We start from the raw sequence: 22,190 nt of genomic DNA on the forward strand, positions 1-22,190 counted from the left end.
TTAATTTTAATTTTCTTTTAACTGTAATTGTTTTTTTCTCATTGATTTATTTAACGCTATATTTAATATACAATTAGGACAATAATAATTTTTAGTATATAAATTTTGTAAAACTTTTTTAGGACAAATAACTTGGTCACAAAGTTTACACATATAAATTGCTAAATGAAATGCTTGTTCACATAAACAATTATCATTTTTAACCATAATTATTTATCTTTTCATTCAATAATATCTACAATAGTACCGGATAAATCTAATTTTAAATCATAATAATTACCAACTTTAAAACTAAGTTTATGTAAATATTGTGTAAAATCATTAACTACTAACGGGTTATATCATTTATCCCGTACTTTACCGGTAGGTATATTTGTTTGTTTATTAATTTCTAAAAAAGTTAAAACATCAAATTTCAAATTTTGACCTTGATTATTTTTATCAGGTATCATTCTATTTTTATCAATATTAACCAATTGAACTTTAAACATAAAAATTGCCAACTTCTTTCTATATAAAATATAAATTGAATTGGCAAACAATTATAAATAACTAAATTAAAAATATACAACTATAAAATTAATTTAATAAATAAAAAGTTCTTATATTAATATTTAACTATTCCTGGTAGGGAATTGTAAACCAATTCAAATAAGTTAAATATAATTTAAAAACTAATCTAAAATATATTTACTTATAAGTAGATAATATCATAATTAAATAAAATATCAATAAATATAAAACAAAAAGTAAAGACATTTACTACCTACCAGAACAGCAAATATCTTTACCACAATTAAAGTATAACAAATGTACCAAAAAATACAAATATTACAAAAAAAATATAAAATTAATGTAAAATCCGTTTATTTAAAAATATTTTTTGAATTTTGCTTTTATCAAAAATTTTATAAATAAAATCTAAAATATCATTTTTATTAAATGTATTTTTTAATCAATACCTAAATCGTAAACTTTCTAAACTAACATAATAATTAAAGTCTTTAAAATAATCACAATTTGCAACATAATCATAACTTCCACCAATTAAATTGGTAACACCTTGTTCATTTGGTTTAGTTTTAAATAAATAAAATTCTTTTGCTTTTGCACATGCTTGTACTAATTCTTGTAAACTTAACATTTTAGTTCCGCGAACTACAAGCGGATTTCTACAATTTCTACTAAATGAATATGCTTGAACACCAACATCTTTTTGATTTAATGATTTAATATTTTCTTGTACTTTTGTTACATATTTACTCAAATATTTAACTACAAATTCATTTGTTCCTTTATGTACAACCTTTAAATCAATACCTTTATTATTACCAGCATGTGTTCATCATGTAGTTATCATACTATATGGTATTTTACGATTAAATAATATATGAAAATGAACTGCACCACGCTTTTGATATTCATAAACATAAAAATATCTTAATTCACCCAAATGTTTAGCACGTTTAGGGTCATTTCATCAACGTTTTAAACGTTTAAAGAATAATTGTAAATCATGTTTTGCTTTTTTAATATCAGTTTCATTTTTATGATAAGTTAAAGTTAAAAAACTCAAAACTCTTGCATTATAAAAATTATGTAATGCTTTTTGAACTAATTTACATTTAGTACGAACATTATTATTTCTTAATTTAGTATTATTACCAATATTCTTTATACCTAATTTATTTCTCTCATTTTTTAAAATATCAATAGGCAAAACAACATTCTTAACATAACAAGCATAAAAAATTTTTTTAACATAAAAATTGTATGAAATATTCATCTATAATCAATCCTGGTAGGAATTTTTGATAAAATTGAATGATTTATAAATAAATATAAATCTTTATATATATTATCATAAAAAATAAAAAAAAGTATCAAATTTGACACTTGCGGTGAAAAATGATACTTAACTAAACTTAATATTACTGATTTTTGTTGAGAAAAATTTAAAAATACATATACTTGTCAAGCATTAAGTTATATATGTAATTTTCCTAAAAAATATTATCAGTCTGTTTACTCAAACAATTCAATTTTCCAATTAAATTCAAATATTACTGAAGAAAATTTAGAAAAATTAGTCAAAAATTATTATGAAAAATTTGATAAAAACATTAAAATCTTAGAAAAAATAAATATTAAATTAAATGATACTATTGATACAAGTAATCGATTAAATATTAATAAAATTAATAATTCTCAACTACCACCATTATTAAAAACACTACAAAAAATAGAATCAAATATTATTTCAACACCAATTAACTAAAAATATTGTTAAATAACTTTTTTATAAAATAAAAAAGGAATAATTGTTATGATTATTCCTTTTTATAACTTTATTTACTTGTACTATAATTTTTCATATATTGAACTAATGTTTTAATTAATACACCCATACCACGATCATTTTTATAAGCAGTTCCCGCAATATCTAAATGTAAAAATGGTTTATCTTCACTAAATTCTTTTAAAAATGCAGCAGCATTTGATGAACCACCATATGGATCTTTAGAAAGATTACTTAAATCAGCTATTTTAGATGAACGCATATTTAAAATATTTTGTTGATGAATTGGCATTCTTCAAATTTCTTCATTAGTTTGTTGTGATGATAAATCAAAATCATTAAATAATTTATCATCAGTAGCAAAAGCACCAGTCATATAACTACCTAATGCAACTAGCATTGCACCAGTTAAAGTTGATAATTCAATAATACGATTTGCTTTTCCTTTACGTAAAGCATATGTCATACCATCTGCTAATACCAACCTTCCTTCGGCATCGGTATTATTAATTTCTACAGTTTTACCATTCATTGAAGTAAAGACTGTTTCTACTAAAGTAGCATGACTACCAATCTTATTTTCTGTTAAACAAGCAACAGCTACAAAGTTTATTTTTAATTGTAATTTAGCAGCAGCAATGGCAGCATTACATACACTAGCTGCACCCGACATATCAAATTTCATACCTTTCATTGCTGAAGAAGGTTTTAGTGAATAACCACCACTATCAAAAGTAATTCCTTTACCAACTAATCCTAAAATATCATCGGCATGCTGTGGATCACCTTTATATTCTAAAACAACAACACGAGCATCAAAATTACTTCCAGCATTAACTGCTAATAATAAATTCATATTTAGTTCTGTTATTTCTTTTTGCCCTAAAACCTTTACTGATAAATTTTTAATACCTTTTGCTGCATCTTGAATTTTTTTTGCAAAAACTTCGGGATATAACAAATTAGGTGGCATATCTTGGAAATTACGTGCTAAATTAATACTTTCTCCTTGAATTTCGATTTGTTGTTGTGAAGTATAGTTAGGGAATTTTGCTGTTGAAACAACATTATATTTAACTTTTTTTTCTTCATTGTTTTTACTTTTTAAAGTATATTCTTTAAAAGTACCGAATCATAATGCTTCATATATAGTTTGTAAAAGTATACTTTCATCTAAATTACTCGTAACAAAAGATTTGACATCAATATCCAAATCTTGACTATTATTACTACTAAAATTTACAAAAAAATTATAAACATCATTACGAGTTAAGCCCTTACTATCACCTAAATATAGGTAATAAGTTTTATCTTCAGAAATTAATGTTAATTTATTTTTTTCTTTAGCAATCAATTCATGAGGAACTTTATCAGCAAATACCGCTGTTAATTTTAATTTTAATTCAAGTTTACTACTAACATTAAGTAGAATATTTTTATCCATATTTTCACTCCTAAATGGTAATATTAAAATAATTACAATATATCTGAATTAATATTTTCGAAAATTACAACAAAAATAGATAAGTTAAACAATATTATTGTATTATTATTGTATTGTAATATTACCATAGAATGGAGCAAAAACTATGAAGCGTTCTGAATTAAATGAAAAAGATAAAAAAAAGTACTGCTGAGATTTTAAGCATTTATTTATTAATAATGACTCTTGAAAAAAAGCTTTACCTGAGTTTGATAAATTTGCCAATCAACTTTTAACTTTTAAAGGAAAATTAAATAATATTGATAACTTTAAAAAATATTTAGCAATTAGCAAAGAAATATCAATGTTAGGGTCTAAAGTTGTGCAATATTTACATTATGGAGATTTAGATCAAACTAACTTAGAATTGCAACAATTATCTAGTTTATTTGCGACTCAACAAAGTAAGTTATCGGAAAAGTTAGCATGAATTGAACCAGAAATCAAAACTATTGGTTTACAAACTATTAAAAACTGAATTAATAATGACCCCTCATTAATGATATATAAACATGATATGGAAGTTTTCTTTAAATTTGAAAAATTTATTTTAAGTGAGCACGATGAAACTTTACTAAGCAAAGTTAGCAAATCAAGAAGTGCTGCTGGTGGTTTATATGATAGTTTGGTTTATGCTGATAAACAAAAAACAATGTTTAATTATCAAAATAAAGAACAAGAATTAACACAAACTTTATATTTAGACATTTTAGAAAATAGTAATCCAGTAAAAGATCAACAATTAAGAATTGATATTTCAAAAAAATTTTATGAAGATATTAAAAATAAAAAACATTCATTAGCACAAGTTTATGAAAGCATTTTAGAAGTAGCTGTTGAAGAAATAAAAATTCGTAACAACGATAAAGAAAAAGATAATAAAAAACATTTAACTACTTTAGAATATAGTCTATTAAGTGATGATGTACCATTAATACTATATGAAAATTTAATAAAAACAGGACAGAAACACGCTATTTTAGTAGAAGAATTTTATAATTTAAAACGTAAATTTTTTAAATTTAAAAAATTTTATAGTACCGATACTAGTTTAAAAATGACAACAATACCAACCAAAAAATTCAGTGTTGAAGAAGGTATTAATTCAGTCAAAGAAATTTTAAGTATCTTAGGTGATGAATATTTAGAGCAATTAAACTTAGCATTATTACCAGGTAGAATTGACTATTATGAAGACACAAATAAACGAACTGGTGCTTATTCAACGGGTGGTAATGGCGTAGAACCCATTATTTTAATGAATTGAGATGATACTATTAATTCACTTAATACACTAGCTCATGAATTAGGTCATTCTGTTCACACCCTATTTTCAGAAAAATATCAAAAATATCCAAATGCTGACTATCCAATTATTTTAGCTGAAGTTGCTTCAACAGTTAATGAACATCTAGCCTTTGATTATTTATATAATAAAGCCTCAAATAATCAAGAACGCATTTACTTACTACAAACTCATATTGAAACTGTAATTGGTACTTTTTTTCGTCAAATTCAATTTGCTGAATTTGAATGAGAAGCACATAAATTAGTAGAAAAAGAAGTGCCATTAAACGCCGATATTTTGGCTGATTTATTTGAAAATACAGCTAATAAATATGGACAAAAAGCATTAGATAAATACGAAGAAAAAGCAAAAGGATACTCATGACCACGAATTCTTCATTTTTTCCACTCACCTTATTATGTTTATAAATATGCTACTTCAATTACCGTTTCTTATAAACTTTATGAAGATGTTAAAAACGGAAAAAAAGAAAATTTACTTAACTTTTTAAAAGCCGGTGGCAGCAAATATCCATTAGATATTTTAAAAGATGCGGGTGTTGATTTAACACAAATTGATGTTTATAACCCATTAATTACTAATTTAAAGAAAATGATTAATCAATTATCAGACTTAATTAATAATAAAGATAATTAAATTGCAAAAAAATAATATATAATACTAATGGTGTTTTAGTCCTTTAGCATTTTATTTAAAACGTTATAAAATAATATGTACATATTTTGACTATTACAATTAGTAAAGACTAAGGAGAATAAATAAAAAATGAATGTGAAATTTGATTTTGAAGATATAAATCTAATTGCAAATAAAGGAATAGTTAAATCACGAAAAGAATGTGATACCAGTGTTAAACTAAATGGTTTTACTTTTAAAATTCCAATTATTCCAGCAAATATGAGTGCTGTCATTAACCAAGAATTATGTATTTGATTGGCTAAAAATAATTACTTTTATGTAATGCACCGTTTTAATATCGATCAAATTAAATTTATTAAAAGTATGCACGAACAAAAGTTATATGCTTCAATTAGCATTGGTGTTAAAAAAGAGGATAAAGAGTTACTTGAACAATTAATCAAACTGAATCTAATTCCGGAATTTATTACTATTGATATTGCTCATGGTCATAGTAATGCTATGGAAGAAATGATTAAATTTATAAAAACTACTTTTGCTAAAACAAATACTAAACCTTTTATTATTGCTGGTAACGTTATGACAAAAACCGCTGTTAAAGATTTAGAAAAATGAGGCGCTGATGCAATTAAATTTGGTGTTGGTCCAGGAAAAGCTTGTATTACTAAACTAAAAACTGGATTTGGTACAGGTGGTTGACAATTAAATGCTTTACAAGATGTTGCCAATAGCACCACTAAACCATTAATTGCAGATGGTGGTATTAGATGTAATGGTGATATTGCTAAAGCAATAGCTTTTGGTGCCACTATAATTATGGCAGGAAGTATTTTAGCGGGTTATGATGAATCACCTGGCAAAATTGTTACAATAAATGGTCAATCTTACAAAGAATATTTTGGATCAGCAAGTATTTTTAACAAAGCGGAAGCAAAAAATATTGAAGGTAAAAAAATACTTGTTCCATATAAAGGTTCAATTGCTGATACTTATAAAGAAATGGAAGAAGATTTACAATCTGCTATTTCTTATGCTGGTGGTAAAGATTTATCTGCATTAACAAAATGTGATTATGTTATTGTTAAAGGTACTATTAATAATGGTGATGATCGTTAATAACTTTTAATTTTTCTTTAAAAACAATTCTGGGTACCCAGAATTGTTTTTTATTAAAATAGAAGCAAATCAAACTGCCTATGATGATAATTGAATTCACTGTGATAATTGTTTAATGATATTAAAGAATCTAATAATTAAATTATTTTTAATATTTAAACTACTTTGTCTAAAACTTTTTTTCTGATTTTTTATCATTATTTTATATTTATTTTGATTATATTTCTTTATGATATCATTTTTAATAGTTTTGCTTTTTTAGCTTCTTCCATATTTTTTGCTTTTTAGTTTATATTCAATTATATTTTTAATAAAAAATAAATTAAATAAACTTTATTTAAAATACTAGATAAAAATATATTGTGAAATACGTTTTATTTCTTTATAATAAATATAAAAATTAATATAAGTTTTTTAATCCATTTACTTTCATTTTAAAGTAAATGGTTTTTTTATTTTGAAAGGGATGAAAAAATGATTAATACAGAAAAATTACCTTTATTAAAAAAAAATGAACATATTAATTATAATGGAATTAATAATTCACATATATCAATAAATCACAATGATTCATCTAGTACTGAAAGTATTATAACTTTAAATGATGTTCAAATAACAAATGCAAGAGAAAATAATAATTTAAACAATTTATTATTTGATGGTGATTCAGTACATACTATTGTTAATTTTAGCAATGATTGAAGGGATACTGATGATCGTTATGGTGGAAAAACACAAAAAAGATTAGATATTAATGGTAATTGAGAATATAATACGAAATTTATAACAGGTGATGTTTTAAATGAAAAAATAGCAAATATTAATAATCAATTATATTTAATGAAAGAAATTATATTAAATGATGGTGCAGTTATTTTAGAATTATCAAATTTAAATGAAAATAAAAAAATTGAAACAAAATATAAAATATACAATAATGAAGAAGAAAGAGAATACAATAATAATTTAAATGACTTGGATTTAACTACTTTTTTACCAATAAATAAAGAAAAACCTAATTTTTTTAAAAAATTTTTAAGTTCAAAATATATGTTTTTACCTAATACAATTTTTTTAAATTTTGCTTTCGGATCAGTATTATTATTTGAAGCTAAAAATTATTTTCATAAAGAAAAGTTACCTGAAAATCTTTATCATAATTTTTGAGATGTATTAATGAGTGGTATTAGTGGTGTTATAGTAATGAATTTATCTTATTTAAATTACAAACTTATTTCTTTAAAAAATAAATGAAAATACTTATCTTTTTCTTTAGTAATTGGTGGTATTAGTATTTGAGATCAATTTTTATATTTACATGTTAGTGAAGAAAATTTCAACTTCATATCTTTTATAGAAAGAATAAGTATCTTTTTTACTAGTATTTTAATTGAAGAATTAATTTTTGATAAAATTGCTCAACCTTGCATTGAAAAATTATGACAAAATTTAAAAAATCAAAACTTTTCAAAAATTATTAAATATGGTAGTACTGTTAGTATGCTTCTTTTTGTATCAATTTTTAAAAATATATTAACTGGTCTTTATGGCGAAGAAAAAGAAATAAATTTAGAAAATATTAAAAAAGCACTTCCACTAACACTATTGACAGTAATTCTTGAAAATACTCTTACTTCTTTTTCTTTTTCTTATTTTGATTGATTTTGAACAAAAATTTCAATTGCAAAAGAAATAGCAACCAATAGTATAAAAGGAATAGAAAGATTTGCTAATCAACAAGCACAAAATTATAGTTTTAAAAAATTAATAAAACAATTTAATTTTCAACCATTTAATGCAAACTTAATAAATGAAAGCGAACCGATAGATCATCCAGATTCAAATCAACCATCTATCCAAGTTATGTAAAAGTAAAGTCATTAACTTCTCTTTTGATGAAATATAAAAAAATAACACATTTTAGTTAAAAATATTAACTGAAAAAATACATTATATAATAATAAAAAAGTGAATTAATAATTCACTTTTTTATTATTACAATTATTTAATATATTAAAACGAAGAAGTAAACCCCCTATCATCGTTATATCCAATTTCATTGAAACAGCGATTAGGATCCATTTCATTTCAAGATACAGCATGTCTAGATGTTGAAGGTTGAGATTGCATAGTTGCTTGATTTCTTAATCCAGAAATCTTTTGTTTAATTTCATATAATTTTGCCTTTTTTTGTTGTTTAATTTCATTGCTTCTATTATTATTAAAACGACCACAACTAATAATAACTCAAAATTTATTAGAAAAATTTCGCCCTCCTTTATCTGTTTCTAATTTTTGGATTTCTTTTTCTAATTTTTCTAATTGAGCTTGATATTGATTTAACGTTAATTCATATTTATATTTTTGAAATTGTTTATTCAATCAAATAAAAGGAGATTTTAATAATATTTTTATTTGTGTTTTTATACTTTGTGAATTATAAATTTGTCTTACTGCTGCAATACAACCATTAATTTCAATATTTTTTTTATTTATACTAAAATTTAATTTTGCAATTTTTTTATCTATTTTTGCAATATCTAAATTTCTTCTACTCATACTACGATTTAAATCACAAATATTTTCCATCTTCAATTTTAATCTTATTTTTAATCTTGCATCTAAAACCTCTTTTTCTGATTTTAGATTTGGACATAATCATCAATTTTCTTGTTTTATTGAAAAAAATTTATTTGCTATTTCAAGTTCATTTCTAGCAATTTTACAAAATATTCTTTTTGTTTTGTATGTTCTTCTTTCTAACTTAACAGTTAATCTTGCTGTTTTTAATTTTAACTTTGATAAAATTAATTTTTTATTTAAATCATGAGCATTAAAATTTTCAATTTGCTGTTCTATATTTGTTCCTTCAACTTCCAATACTCTTATTTCACTATCTAATTTCTCTTCTCGTATCATTTCTTTGGATATCTCTTCATCTAATGCCACTATGTTTTCTTTTCATTTTTTTATCATATATGTTGTTTGTAATTGTTTATTTGGTAATTGATTTTTTAATTTTAATATTTCTTCTCTATTTTTTTCTATTTGTTTTTGTATTTCATAAAGTTCATTAATATTTATAATCTTGTCTATTTTTTTAATTTGTTCAAAATGTTTTTTTCTTTCTTTTTCTAATTTTTGTTTTTCAATCTTTAAAACTATTATTTTGTTTTGTTTTTATTACACTATCTATTTTTTTGATTTCTTCTTTAAAAATTTTTGATTCCTTTCTAATTGTTTCTATCACTAACTTCTTCCTTTCTTTTTTATTTAATATAAAAAAAATCATTACTTTCTTAAAAAAATAATAGATTGAAAACTATATTTAGTTTTTCTTTTACATTGTATATAAATATAATAAATTTACATGATATATACATTAATACTATTTTCTATATACAATTCAATAACTTATAATTCTTTTAAAAATAAATTATTAATAATCTAATATTTACTAACAAAAATAAATTATTTTTTAATTTATATTAATTTTATTATAATATTTAATATCATATACAAACACTAAAGTAGGTTAATAATGTTAGAAATCATAAGTTTTAATAATGAACATATTACAATTAAAGTGAAAAAAAATAAAAAAGAAATTTTAAATGCACTAGGTATTATTGATATCAATAATACCAATGAATTTAAAATATTTAATACTCCGTTTGCTCTTGAAATACTACTTAAATATACAAATAATAATGATAAATTAAAAAAAATATATGAACACTCACTAATATCATGAAAAAAAATCCAACAAGAAAAAAACTTAAATGATTATCCAGGTAATCCTAAACTAAGACATTATCAACGTGTTGATGTTGCAATTTTAAAAGCAAATAAAAGATTTGGCTTATTTAATGAAATGCGTACTGGGAAAACACCAACTATTTTAACAGCATTATCAGAAATGAAAACTAATAAAATATTATTTGTTGTTCCTAAGTCAACTATTTTATTAACATGGGTTCCTGAAATTAAAAAATGAACTACCTATAATTGTATTACTATTAAAGATGATATTACTAAAGTGCGAACAGAAAAATATAATCAATTTAAAAATAGTAATAATTGTATTTTAGTAGTTTCTAAAAACACTTTTAAAAATGATATAAAAAATAAATTATTAACTAAATTTGATTTTACATTAGTTATTGATGAAGCACATTTTTTAAGAAACTATAAAACTGCACAAAGTTCAACAATTTTGGAAGTTGCAAATAAAGTATCATCAGTTTATTGTTTAACTGGTACCCCTGCCAATAATCATCCTAGTGATATTTTTGGTATATTAAAAATTATTGATAATAAACTATATAAAAATATTGATTATTGAGATTTTGTTGCTCGTTATTTTGGAATAATTAGAAAACGTATTACCAATTTTGTAACTATTAATATACCAAAACCAAATGTTAAACCACAACTAGCAGCAGAATTTGATTATTTAGTTAAAAAAATATCAATTATGCGCAAACAAATTGATGTACGTAATGAAATGCCAAAAATTATTAAAAATGATTTAATTTTAACTATGCCCAAAGCACAAACCGCAATTTATTATGATACTCTTGAAACTATGAAACAAGAATTATTTTATAATAAAAAATCTAAAATAACTTTTTTACAAATATTTACGAAATTAAGAACTATTTGTTCAACACCTATTAATGAGGGAATGAAAGAATTAGGAGCAAAATTTAATTGACTACTAGACTACTTACATGATAATGAAAATGATTCAATTATTATTTATAGTAGTTTTAGTGATAAAGGAATTAACATTTTAAGTAACATTTTAGATAAACATAAATTAAATCATCAATTAATTACTGGTAAAGTAAATCATGAACAAAGGCTTAAAGCTATTAGTGATTTTCAAAGTAAAAAAGTTAAAATTATTTTATGTAATGTTGGTATCACATTAGATAAAGGTGATGTTATGATTTTTCTAGATCGTGAATTAAACCCAACCGAAAATGAGCAAGCTGAAAGTCGCTTTTTTCCAACTCAATTAAACGATAATAAAACTAGAGAAATTATTAATTTATATTGTGCTAATACTATCGATTTAAAAATTAGAGACATCCTTAATAATAAAATTGATATTAATAAAATAATTAATGATCAAGGTATTAAATTTTTTGAATAATTTTATTATGTTTAATAAACTAAACGAGGATTAAAAACAAGATCTGCATTATTATTAGGAATGAATTGTTCATCATTAATTTCAAGAATATATTCTTGCAATAAAGGCGCAAATTCGTTTGAAGATTGAAAAGAATGAGTGTTATCAATGATTTGTTGACTTTCAAAAAATTCTCTATAATCACCATTATCTTCTTCATCATTTAAACAACAAAAAAGACCTGAAATAAAACCAAAAAGAGCACCAGTAAAACATCCTGAAAGCACTGTTATAGCTGAAGTAATATCAAATTCAAGAATATTTTGTTCTCTTTTTTGATATAGATCAGAAAGAGTAAACAAACTACCTCCAATAATATTTCCTAAACAAGTTGCTAATATTATTTTTTTATTAATCATGTTATTTACCACCTTTTTAACATTTAAATTATTGGTTTAGACATTTTTTTTAAATTAAATGCTTTTCAAGCAAGAGCATCTGCTTCATCATTATATATATTACCACTATGACCTTTAACTCATTTAAAATAAACATTAACATTTTTTGCTATTTTATCATAAAATGCTTTATATGCCTTTGTTTCTACTTTAGTAGTTTTTCATTCACCAGTACATCATTTACTAATTCCAACATAATCATGACAAATTAAAATTGATTTTATATTATTTTCCAAAGCTAACTGCATTGCCTTTTGTGCACCCATTATTTCTCCAGCAACATTTCTTAATTTTGCTCAATTTTCATCATCAAATTTTTCATAAAATATATCTTTTTTGCCATTATTTAAGAAAACAAGTCCATAAGAAAATTGATTAATTTCTTCTTTAAAACTACCATCAGTATATGCTATTACTTCATATTTATAGTGATTTTCAGATTTTATTTGAATTTTATCATCTAAATAATCTTGAGCTTCTTTTTTAGTTGCAAATTTTTTATACTGAGCACCAGCATAACCTCTAATTTGTGTTTCACATTCATTCCAGTTTTCAAATATTCCAATGACTCTACCTTTTTTTACTGCATAAAATTTACTTGCCATAATTATGACTCCTCTATTGTTTATTTTAATTTTACAATAATATTAAATTTTATCTAATTAAAATTACAACTAAAAGCAAAAATATTGCTAATGCTAATTAGCAAGTGACTTTACTAATTAAATAAAATGGCACAAAAAAATATTTATTATTTTAAAATTTTAATTTTTAAATTTGGGTCATTTGTTAGGATCATTTTCAAATCCTGAATTTTTAGCAAATCATCCATGTCATAATACTTCATTTACATTTCATTTTGATAAGTCTTTATTAAATAAAGAAGCTTTATAAAACATATAACCCATATCCACCACTTTTGAAGTATCTCACTTCGAAATATCTTGATTAAATGCCACTGCTCCAGCAAACATACAACGCATGCTTGTAACATCATTTACAATTCATTTTGAAATATCTTGATTAAATGATAAACAATTTCGAAACATATTATTCATATTTGTTACATTATTATCATAGAGTAAATTTGTAATATTACCATTAAATAACGAAGCACCATAAAACATTGAACTCATATCTCTCACATTAATTATATTTCAAGATAAATTTTGATTAAATGATAAAGCACCATAAAACATTGCATGCATAGTTGTTACATTAACTACATCTCAGTTTGAAATATCTTGATTAATTTTTTTTGCTCCAGCAAACATTGAACTCATATTTGTTACGTGTGCAATATTTCAACTTGATAGATTTTGATTAAATGATGAAGCATTACTAAACATATAACTCATATCTACTACATTTGATGTATTTCATTTTGAAATATCTTGATTAAATGCTCTTGCATCCATAAACATATTTTTCAAAGATCTAATTTCTGATGGTAAATGATCAGATACTTTTTCTATTGTTACTGGCATTTTAACAACTTGAATTATTCCTTCTCGATTTTGAAAAAATCCAATTTGAATAACCTCTTTGCTATTTATATTTGATAAATCTACTTCACTCGTTTTCACTTGTTTTCCATCTTTGTCAATGTAAATTGTATCTTGCTGAATTTTATTATCTAAAAATTGAATTTTTTGTGAACTTGTATTTAAGATAACATTAGTTAAATTACCCGTAATTGCTAAAATACTTAATGTTGTTAATAATGATTTCATAATTAATCACCCTCCAAGTTTTCTCCAATAACTTCTTAAAATTTAAGAAGATAAATATATTTTAGTATTTTTTAAAAAAATAAATAAACAATAAGTTATAAAAAAACAAAGCATTACAATTATCTTTAAATTTAAATTAAATAAAAAGTTATCAATGTACTTGCAAAATGTTCACCGATAACTAAACTATTTTTAAATTGAAACTATTTTTTATTATTAAATTAATAAATAAAATAAAATACCGGCACTAATGATATTGCAATTAATAATGATAAATATTTTTTCATAAATTAATCCTCCTCAATTTTTACCAATAACTTCTTAAGTTTAAGAAGATAAATATATTTTACATACTTTTAATTATTTTTTAACACTTTTTTCATAAAATTGTATACTAATAACTTATTAACTAAATCTATTGCACTATTTAAAATAATATAAATTTTAATATATAAAACACTTAAAATATAAAAAAATAATTAATAAAATGATAAAACAGAAATCATGTAAAATGTATAATATAAATTTAAAGGGGGTTAATTAGATTATGCCAATTATTACAACTAAATGCTATATTTCATCATGTGAGAAAGAATATACATTTGACTCTTTATATCGTGATAAATTTATATATTGCAGTGGTAAATGTTATCAACAAGCATTCAATAATACAGTAACAAAATATACACAAAAATAATAAGTTAGTTTTGGAGAGATATTATGAAAAAAGAAAAATTAATAGAATTGATTAACAATAAAATATTATAAGGTTTTTAAAAATGAAAAAAAAGATATTTAAAGAAACTGTTGATGATAATTATTCAACAAAGAAAAGTATTAACTATTATAATAATTGAATGATTATAATTTTTTCATGATTAACAAGTGTAACTTTACTAATTAGTTGAGTTTTATGAATTATTTTCTTTAAAAGAGAAACTACTGATTTATTAATCCTTATTGATAATTTAATCACTAAGAAATTTTTTAAATTCAATTTAACTTTTCCAACTCTGACAATTGCAGTATTGGGTTTTGGTTTCATAATTTTAGGTGTTGTTGCCTTTCCTTTTATTTTTTTAAAAATAATGATTTTATTTCCTTAATATTAACTAGAATTATGTTATGAATATCATTATTTTTTATTATTGGATCAATTTTATTTTTTTCCTTTGGCGGATATGTTGCTTTTTATAAATTTGCTTCTACGATAACTATTCGGAAAAAACTATTTTTCATTATTCCATGAGGATTAGAATTTTTTTATTTTATAGTTTTAATAATTTCTTGTATATGCTTTATTAAAAAAAGTAGAAAAAAGAAATATATGTCACTAGAAGCAAAAGCACTATATTCACAAAATGAAATTAATCAAAACATAACTTCTTCAACAAATAATGAAGAAGAAGAAACAATATGAACACCACAACAAATTGAAGAAGTATGAAATAAAGGAGAAATTATTAATAATTTTAATCCACAATTATACCGTCGAGATTATGCGGGTGCCTTAATGTTTTGACATAATTTTATTGCACAACCGAAGCTTAATGATCCAATTGAAAGTTTAAATTGAACTATTGTTTATGAACGCCCCACCACAGCAGATGGAACTAATTATATTAAAAATTTAGTACCCATGAATAATAGTAATGCTGTTACTAAAGGTAATAATTTCCCCCATTGAACAACTTCAGTCACTTATGACAGTAAAAAAAATAAAAACATATTTAAAAAGAAGTCATGAAAACATAAAGAAAAAAATCAAATAGAATAAAAAAACATATTTAAAAAACTAAGTATTTTAATACTTAGTTTTTTAAATAAAGATTGATTATCCAATTTTAGTTTTAGTTTCAACATTACTTGCTAATACTGTATCCAATACATCTTGACCACCACGGACCTGATGTTGTTCTGGATCAATGCTATGTAACATAATAATAACTTGATGAGCAACATTGATTTTCATACGATTAAATAATTTTGAAGCTTCCTCAATATAAGCTTGTAAGGGATTTAACTGCGCATAACCACGCAAATGGATTCCTGCACGCAGTTTACTTAAAGCATCAATGTGATTAGTTCAATATTGATCAAAAGTTTGTAAAATAACACTATTTTCAATTTGTTTTATAATAACATCATTTAACTTTTCTCTTTTTTCAAGATAAAAATTATAAGATTTTTCAACAATTAAATCAATATTTTCTTCAGTACTTAATCGATTTAACTTTTCTGCTATTAAATCATTAGGCTTAATTAATTTATTTTCAATACCTTTAACTAATTCATCATAATCAATAAACTGTTCTCTACCAACAACTTTATTAAAAATATTTAGTAAATCACGTGCTACTGTTCTGTGCATATTTTTGATTAAATCTAATAAATCATCAGCAAGTAAAATATTATCACGTTGATGATATGTAGCTTCACGATGCTGAGCAATAACATTATCATAATCTAATAAGTTTTTTCGTGCATCAAAATTCATACCTTCAATTTTTTGTTGTGCTCTAGTAATTGATCTAGTTAACATTTTTGATCTAATATAGTCTTCACCTAAACTTGCAAAAGCTTTTTTTAATTTTTCACCACCAAAACGTAACATCAAATCATCTTCAATTGAAACATAAAATCGTGAAAATCCAGGATCACCTTGTCTTCCGGCTCTTCCACGTAATTGATTATCAATTCTTCGTGCTTCGTTTCTTTCGGTACCTAATACAGCAAGGCCACCAAGTTCAATAACACCCTTACCAAGTTTAATATCAGTTCCACGTCCTGCCATATTAGTTGCTAAAGTAATTGATCCTTTTTCACCAGCTCTAGCAATAATATCAGCTTCACGAGCATGATTTTTAGCATTTAAAATCTCATGCTTAATTCCTTCCAAAGTTAACATATTAGCAATTCGTTCTGATACATCAACATTAGCAGTACCAATCAAAATTGGTTGTCTTTTAGTATGTCGTTCTTTAACTTCTGCAATTAAAGATTTAAATTTAGCATTTAATGAAGCAAAAACATGATCGGGTTTATCTTCTCGAATAATTGGTTTATTAGTAGGAATCTTAATTACTCTCATATTATAAATTTTTACAAATTCTTCTTCTTCGGTTTTAGCAGTTCCTGTCATACCACTTAATTTATTATATAAACGGAAAAAGTTTTGATAAGTAATAGTAGCTACTGTTGTTGTTTCTTGTTGAATTGTAACATTTTCTTTAGCCTGTAAAGCTTGATGAAGTCCATCACTATATACTCTACCAGGCATTAATCTACCAGTAAACTGATCAACTAGCACAATTTCGCCATCTTTAACAACATATTCTACATCTAATTTGAAAACATGATTAGCACGAAGTGCATTTTGAATATGATGAAATAATTCCGAGTTATCAATATCAAATAAATTTTTTAAATTAAACTGTTTTTGAGCTTTATTAACACCCGTTACTGTTAATGCAATTTGACGTGATTCTCAATCAATTTTATAATCTTCAGGTATTAAAGTTTTTGCAAAAACATCTGATGCTTGATATAAAGGAGTACGATTTTTTGAACCACCAGAAATAATTAAAGGTGTTCTTGATTCATCAATTAAAACAGAGTCCGCCTCATCAATGATAGCATAATTAAGCTGACGTTGAACTTTTTCTGGATAAACCTTAACCATATTATCACGCAAATAATCAAAGCCTAATTCCGAATTAGTTGTATATGTAACATCTTTTAAATACGCTTCACGTTTTTGATTAGTAGAATGATCACGAAGACTAACGCCAATAGTAATTCCCAAAAATTCTAAAATTGGTCGATTTAATTCAGCATCTCTTGCCGCCAAATATTCATTAACAGTAATAACATGAACACCTTTACTACTTAAAGCATTTAGATAAATTGGCATCACAGCAGTTAAAGTTTTTCCTTCACCAGTTCGCATTTCAGCAACATCACCATTATGAAGAACAATACCACCAATTAATTGAACAGGATATGGATGTAATCCACTAATTCTTCGTGCTGCTTCTCTAATTGTCGCAAAAGCTTCAACTAAAATATCATCTAAAGTCTCACCTTCTGCCAATCTGGTTCTGAATTCAACTGTTTTATTTGCTAATTCTTCATCTTTAATTTTTCTCATTGTTTCATCAAGGCTAATTATTGCCTTAACTTGTTTATTAATTTTTCGTAAAATTTTACGATCTCACATAAAGTAAATCACCATTTTTTTCTTTATTATTACTTATACTTATTATTACTTGTAAAGTAATAAAATCTTTATTATTTTAACATAAAAAAACTTAGAAAACTTAGTACCCAAAAAAAAATTGTATTTATATTATATTTTTTTCTTTCTCTTCGAAGTTAGAAAAAATAATTTACTATAATTATTTTAATTACTATAAAAAACTTGATTATTATATGATTTAATATTACTTTTATTAAAAGATTCCTTGTTAATTTCTGATTTTGTAAGTTCAATAAAATTAATTTTAGATTCTAACATTTTATTTAAACTATTTTCATTAAAATTATCTTCTTTTTTTAATTTGATTTTTTTTCTAAGTTGATTTTTATTTTTTTTAAAAATATAAAATAAACTAAATATTGAAGTTGTTGTGAAAAAAAACTAATAACTAAAAATCAAATTTTTTTTAAACTTCATTGATTATTTTTTTTTCTAATTTTCTCTTCTACAAAAATTTGATTTTCTTTAATTATTAATGAACTAGTTTTTAGTTTATTAATAATTGGAATTCTTATTACTTTAAAAAATTTACGTTGGTCAGCTCTAAACCATTGAATTTGCATATCTGTAAAAAATGGAATTTGCTCCTTTGTAAACGATTGAATTTGTTGGCCTATTAAAGATTGAATCTGTTCCATTGTCAACTATTGAATCTGCTCTTTTGTAAAGTATGGAATTTGTTGTTCTGTAAATGATGAAATTTGCTTTTCTGTAAATCAAGAAATTTGCTCTTTTGTAAAAAATGAAATTTGATTTTCTGTCAATGATTGAATTTGTGATAACATAAAAGATTGAATTTGTTCTTTGGTAAAAGCTGCAATTTGAATTGGTAAAAATGATTGAATTTGCGATAACTTAAACGACTGAATTTGAATAGATGTAAGAGACTTAATTTGTAATCATGTCAATGATTGAATCTGTTCCATTGTCAACTCTTGAATTTGTTCTTTGGTAAAAACCCAATTTGTGATGGCAAAAATGATGAAACTTGTTCTTTTGTAAATGATGCAATTTGAATAGCCAAAAATGATTGAATCTGGCTAGGAGTAAAAGCCGTAATTTGTGATGGTAAAAACAATGAAATTTGCTCTTTTGTTAAGGACTGAATTTGTCATGGCATAAATGATGGAATTTGAATAAATGTAAAATATGGAATTTGTGTAACATTAAATGACCTAATTTGTATAGGCGTCAATGCTTGAATCTGAATAGGAGTAAACGCCTTGATTTGATTTTCTGTAAATGATACAACTTGTTTTTCACTAAAATACGGAATTTGCAACGGCAAAAATGCTTGAATCTGAATAGGAGTAAGCGCCTTGATTTGATTTTCTGTAAATGATACAACTTGTTCTCTTGTCAATGACTGAATTTGTGATAACGTAAAAGATTGAATTTGTTCTGATGTAAATGATACAACTTGTTCTCTTGTCAATGACTGAATTTGTGATAACGTAAAAGATTGAATTTGTTCTGATGTAAATGATACAACTTGTTCAATTATTGATGAATTATTTTTTTGTTTATTAAAAGTTGAAATTATTTTTCTTCCAAAAAATTTACGCTGCTCTAATGTAAAAATTTGTTTTTGTTCTGGCGTAAATGATGCAATCTGTTTTTCTGTAAATTCTGGAATTTGTTCTTTTGTAAAAGCAGAAATTTGCAACGGTGTAAACGTAGGGATTTGTTCGATTGTAAAAAGAGGAATTTGTTCTGGCGTAAATACAGAAATTTGCAATGGTGTAAACGCAAGGATTTGTTCTGGTGTAAAAATTGGGATTTGTTCATATGTTAAATACGGAATTTGTTCTGGCGTAAATGATGCAATCTGTTTTTTTGTAAATGACTGAATTTGTCATAATCAAAATCATTGAATTTGTTTGGGTCTAAATGATTTAATTTGTTCTGCTGTAAAAAGTGGGATTTGTTCTGGTAGCAATGATTGAATTTGATATTTAGATAAAGCTTTTATTTCATGATCTGTTAAAATTGATATTTTTATTGAAGGTATTATTGAAATCATTGTTGTACTAGATTCTACTTGTAAAGTCTTAAAAAATGAAATATTACTATTAATGATAGGTTCTTCTTGTAAAAGAGGTTTAACAATCAATGAATAATTATTAGGCATGTGCTTTTCCTTTCCAAATAAAAACCCATTTACTTTAAAATAAAGTAAATAGGTCAAAAACTTATATTTATATTTTAATATTTTTCTCTATCTATTAAGTGAATCTTACACTATTTTAAGAATATTATTATAAATATTATTTATAAGCAATTTTAATTTTAATGTTCATCAATAACAACAATTATTTTTTGACTAACATTGTTAATTTTAATAAAATCATTAATTTTTTGTGAATTAACTCGTTTGGCATTACGCAATGCTCAACCAATAGAACGTATTAGATAAAAATTTGTTGTTAATAACAATGGCTTAATTAACGCAAATAGTAAATTAAAATCAGTATTTTCTTTAAACATTAATTGTGATTGAATTGCTATTCTTTGAATTCAAAAATTACTATCATTTATTAACTTAAATAAATATTGATCTCTAACACTAATATTATTATTGCTAAATATAAGAACACCAATAATATTATCAAAATAATCAGTAGTATCTCATCAAATATTATGTTTAATTATCGATAAAAGCCAATCTAAGTCATTAAAACTTAAGTTTTTCTTTCATCAAAGATTTAAAAATTCCATTGCTGTATATTGAAATTCACGATTTTTTTGTAAATATAATGTTTCAAATAACTGTTTTTTATTTACTAACGATAAATTTTTATTTCATTTATTTAAAAATAATTTTACTAATGGTTTTCGTTTACTAGTTAAAATTCCATAAAATTCAAAATTATTGATTAAAAATTTTTCTTGTTTAATTTTAGTATTGATATTAGCATTATTAATAAAAATTGTCGTTAATATTTTTATTTCTTCATTAAATTTTTCCATATATACCTTTCTATCTATATAAAATATTTTATCTTAAAAATATTGAAGGGAAAGTACTCATTAAAATAATCATTATTATTGCTAAACAACTAAATATGCATAATCTAAGAATATGACGAAAATGTTTTTTATTTAAATAATTAATTGTTTGATTTAAATACATTAAATTTCATTTATTAATTGGCAATTGATAATAATCCAAAATAGCGATTAAAATTGCATGTCGTTTAAATGATTTACATTTTTTATAGTATTTAATATGGAATGAAATTTCATTTCAATGCTTAAAACTAAAAATATTATTAAGATCCATTAGTTCCGAAACAATTTCTTCGGGTGTAAAATCAGCATTTGCTGCATAAAAAGATTTGAATTGCTTATTTTGTTTAATTCAATATTTAATCTCATAAATAATCATAAATAATGCAATTACTAATACCATTACCACTGTTAAATCTTTAAATATATTTACCCCATACAATAATTTTCGAAGTTCAAAACTAATTTTTTGATCAGTTTTATCAATAACAGTTAATAATATTGAAAGAATTATTGAAAATATTGATAAAAACAATGCTAATATATCCATAATTCTAATTTTTTGTGTACATTTTAATTTAATATATTTAAATAAATCTTTAACAACAATATTAACATCAATTGTTAATGTTAAATTTTGTATATTTGTTTGTATTTCTTCATACCTAGCTTCTTCTAACTTTTCTTCATCATCATCAAAAAACATAGTTTTCCCTCCATCCTATATCATAATTTTAACATTATCC

21 protein-coding genes are annotated in these 22,190 nt (G+C 23.4%); 7 read left to right on the top strand and 14 right to left on the bottom strand.

Annotated elements, in window-relative coordinates; translation table 4 throughout:
- Positions 1–6: 6 nt before the first annotated feature.
- The 4 genes from AACK83_RS09990 to AACK83_RS10005 all read right to left on the bottom strand — a co-directional run bounded on the left by AACK83_RS09990 (position 7) and on the right by AACK83_RS10005 (position 3,743).
- Positions 7–207 (bottom strand): hypothetical protein, encoded by a 201-nt coding sequence (locus AACK83_RS09990; protein WP_338958221.1) that lies wholly within the window; start codon positions 205–207, stop codon positions 7–9.
- 2 nt (positions 208–209) lie between these two features.
- A complete protein-coding gene (locus AACK83_RS09995) occupies positions 210–491 on the bottom strand; it encodes a hypothetical protein (RefSeq protein WP_338958222.1) in 282 nt (93 codons plus the stop codon).
- A gap of 359 nt (positions 492–850) precedes the next feature.
- On the bottom strand, positions 851–1,786 hold the full coding sequence (locus AACK83_RS10000) for a rolling circle replication-associated protein (RefSeq protein WP_338958223.1): 936 nt from the start codon (positions 1,784–1,786) through the stop codon (positions 851–853).
- A 562-nt stretch (positions 1,787–2,348) separates the two neighbouring features.
- On the bottom strand, positions 2,349–3,743 hold the full coding sequence (locus tag AACK83_RS10005; protein ID WP_338958225.1) for a peptidase M17: 1,395 nt from the start codon (positions 3,741–3,743) through the stop codon (positions 2,349–2,351).
- Between the two features lie 145 nt (positions 3,744–3,888).
- On the opposite strand from AACK83_RS10005, the gene pepF reads away from it, so the two are divergent.
- The 3 genes from pepF to AACK83_RS10020 all read left to right on the top strand — a co-directional run bounded on the left by pepF (position 3,889) and on the right by AACK83_RS10020 (position 8,715).
- The gene (gene pepF, locus AACK83_RS10010; RefSeq protein WP_338958228.1) at positions 3,889–5,727 is read left to right on the top strand and encodes an oligoendopeptidase F; all 1,839 of its coding nucleotides are present in this window, start codon (positions 3,889–3,891) and stop codon (positions 5,725–5,727) included.
- Between the two features lie 129 nt (positions 5,728–5,856).
- Complete coding sequence (locus tag AACK83_RS10015) at positions 5,857–6,846, top strand: GMP reductase (protein ID WP_338958230.1); 990 nt, start codon at positions 5,857–5,859, stop codon at positions 6,844–6,846.
- A gap of 474 nt (positions 6,847–7,320) precedes the next feature.
- Positions 7,321–8,715 (top strand): hypothetical protein, encoded by a 1,395-nt coding sequence (locus AACK83_RS10020; protein ID WP_338958233.1) that lies wholly within the window; start codon positions 7,321–7,323, stop codon positions 8,713–8,715.
- 144 nt (positions 8,716–8,859) lie between these two features.
- Here the strand turns inward: AACK83_RS10020 and AACK83_RS10025 are convergent, their stop codons facing one another.
- The gene (locus AACK83_RS10025; RefSeq protein WP_338958236.1) at positions 8,860–9,822 is read right to left on the bottom strand and encodes a hypothetical protein; all 963 of its coding nucleotides are present in this window, start codon (positions 9,820–9,822) and stop codon (positions 8,860–8,862) included.
- A 124-nt stretch (positions 9,823–9,946) separates the two neighbouring features.
- Positions 9,947–10,096: a hypothetical protein gene (locus tag AACK83_RS10030; RefSeq protein WP_338958239.1), complete on the bottom strand. Its 150-nt coding sequence runs from the start codon at positions 10,094–10,096 to the stop codon at positions 9,947–9,949.
- A 291-nt stretch (positions 10,097–10,387) separates the two neighbouring features.
- On the opposite strand from AACK83_RS10030, the gene AACK83_RS10035 reads away from it, so the two are divergent.
- Positions 10,388–12,007, top strand: a complete 1,620-nt coding sequence (locus AACK83_RS10035) for a DEAD/DEAH box helicase (RefSeq protein WP_338958240.1) — start codon at positions 10,388–10,390, stop codon at positions 12,005–12,007.
- A gap of 11 nt (positions 12,008–12,018) precedes the next feature.
- Here the strand turns inward: AACK83_RS10035 and AACK83_RS10040 are convergent, their stop codons facing one another.
- From AACK83_RS10040 to AACK83_RS10050, 3 genes are all read right to left on the bottom strand, one after another.
- The gene (locus tag AACK83_RS10040) at positions 12,019–12,405 is read right to left on the bottom strand and encodes a hypothetical protein (protein ID WP_338958242.1); all 387 of its coding nucleotides are present in this window, start codon (positions 12,403–12,405) and stop codon (positions 12,019–12,021) included.
- Positions 12,406–12,428: 23 nt separating this feature from the next.
- Positions 12,429–13,049, bottom strand: coding sequence for a ribonuclease H family protein (locus tag AACK83_RS10045; RefSeq protein ID WP_338958244.1), 621 nt, complete (start codon positions 13,047–13,049; stop codon positions 12,429–12,431).
- A 159-nt stretch (positions 13,050–13,208) separates the two neighbouring features.
- Positions 13,209–14,177, bottom strand: a complete 969-nt coding sequence (locus AACK83_RS10050) for a BspA family leucine-rich repeat surface protein (protein ID WP_338958246.1) — start codon at positions 14,175–14,177, stop codon at positions 13,209–13,211.
- Positions 14,178–14,724: 547 nt separating this feature from the next.
- Between AACK83_RS10050 and AACK83_RS10055 the strand changes: the two genes are divergently transcribed.
- From AACK83_RS10055 to AACK83_RS10065, 3 genes are all read left to right on the top strand, one after another.
- Complete coding sequence (locus tag AACK83_RS10055; RefSeq protein WP_281748502.1) at positions 14,725–14,874, top strand: hypothetical protein; 150 nt, start codon at positions 14,725–14,727, stop codon at positions 14,872–14,874.
- An 82-nt stretch (positions 14,875–14,956) separates the two neighbouring features.
- A complete protein-coding gene (locus tag AACK83_RS10060; RefSeq protein WP_338958249.1) occupies positions 14,957–15,283 on the top strand; it encodes a hypothetical protein in 327 nt (108 codons plus the stop codon).
- 221 nt (positions 15,284–15,504) lie between these two features.
- Entirely contained in the window at positions 15,505–15,954 is a 450-nt protein-coding gene (locus AACK83_RS10065; protein WP_338958251.1) for a hypothetical protein, read from the top strand.
- Between the two features lie 57 nt (positions 15,955–16,011).
- On the opposite strand, the gene secA is transcribed toward AACK83_RS10065, so the two are convergent.
- From secA to AACK83_RS10090, 5 genes are all read right to left on the bottom strand, one after another.
- Positions 16,012–18,396: a preprotein translocase subunit SecA gene (gene secA / locus AACK83_RS10070; RefSeq protein WP_338958253.1), complete on the bottom strand. Its 2,385-nt coding sequence runs from the start codon at positions 18,394–18,396 to the stop codon at positions 16,012–16,014.
- Positions 18,397–18,731: 335 nt separating this feature from the next.
- Positions 18,732–19,073: a hypothetical protein gene (locus AACK83_RS10075; RefSeq protein WP_338958256.1), complete on the bottom strand. Its 342-nt coding sequence runs from the start codon at positions 19,071–19,073 to the stop codon at positions 18,732–18,734.
- Positions 19,052–20,566, bottom strand: coding sequence for a hypothetical protein (locus AACK83_RS10080; protein ID WP_338958258.1), 1,515 nt, complete (start codon positions 20,564–20,566; stop codon positions 19,052–19,054). The genes AACK83_RS10075 and AACK83_RS10080 overlap by 22 nt, the downstream gene beginning before the upstream one ends.
- 158 nt (positions 20,567–20,724) lie before the next feature.
- A complete protein-coding gene (locus AACK83_RS10085; RefSeq protein WP_252319372.1) occupies positions 20,725–21,405 on the bottom strand; it encodes a DNA alkylation repair protein in 681 nt (226 codons plus the stop codon).
- A gap of 28 nt (positions 21,406–21,433) precedes the next feature.
- The gene (locus tag AACK83_RS10090; RefSeq protein ID WP_338958263.1) at positions 21,434–22,150 is read right to left on the bottom strand and encodes a hypothetical protein; all 717 of its coding nucleotides are present in this window, start codon (positions 22,148–22,150) and stop codon (positions 21,434–21,436) included.
- Positions 22,151–22,190 lie beyond the last annotated feature (40 nt).

Source organism: Spiroplasma endosymbiont of Tiphia femorata, assembly GCF_964020225.1.
In the GTDB taxonomy this organism is placed as follows: Bacteria; Bacillota_I; Bacilli_A; order Mycoplasmatales; family VBWQ01; genus Spiroplasma_E.